Source organism: Cupriavidus sp. 05N39 (genome assembly GCF_056397325.1).
In genome coordinates this window covers 1-497 of record NZ_JBFTNE010000297.1, presented here as the reverse complement: position 1 = coordinate 497, position 497 = coordinate 1, and the positions used below count along the sequence as shown (strand labels likewise).

General features: G+C 71.0%; 1 protein-coding gene. It reads left to right on the top strand.

Going from position 1 to position 497, the window contains the following annotated elements; translation table 11 throughout:
• Positions 1 to 427, top strand: a 427-nt coding sequence (locus AC1DN0_RS41385) for a queuosine precursor transporter (protein ID WP_477146651.1), incomplete at its 5' end; no start/stop codon positions are given.
• Positions 428 to 497: the final 70 nt, after the last annotated feature.

Below are 497 nucleotides of genomic sequence, written 5' to 3'. Positions count from 1 at the left end.
GACCTGGGGTGCCTTCAGCTACCCGGTGGCGTTCCTGGTGAGCAACCTGATCAACCGCCGCTTCGGGCCGCAGGCCGCGCGCAAGGTGGCGTGGGCCGGCTTTGCGCTGGCGGTGCTGTTGTCGATCTGGATCGCCACGCCGCGCATCGCGGTCGCCTCGTGCCTGGCCTTCATCGCCGCCCAGCTGCTGGACATCACCGTGTTCGACCGGCTGCGCCGGGGGCATTGGTGGCGTGCGCCGATGGTGGCCACCACCTGCAGCGCCACGCTGGACACGACGATCTTCTGGAGCATCGCGTTCGCCGGTTCCAGCCTGCCGTGGGTGAGCTGGGCCGCCGGCGACCTGGCGGTGAAGCTGGCCATCGGCGTGTTCCTGCTGGCGCCGTTCCGCGCGTTGCTGTGGAAGATGGCGCCGCGCACGGCGTAACCGATCCGCGATCACCGTTGCAGGTGCTGCGCCGGCTGGACAGCGCGCCCCCGGGTGCGCAGGCTGTGGC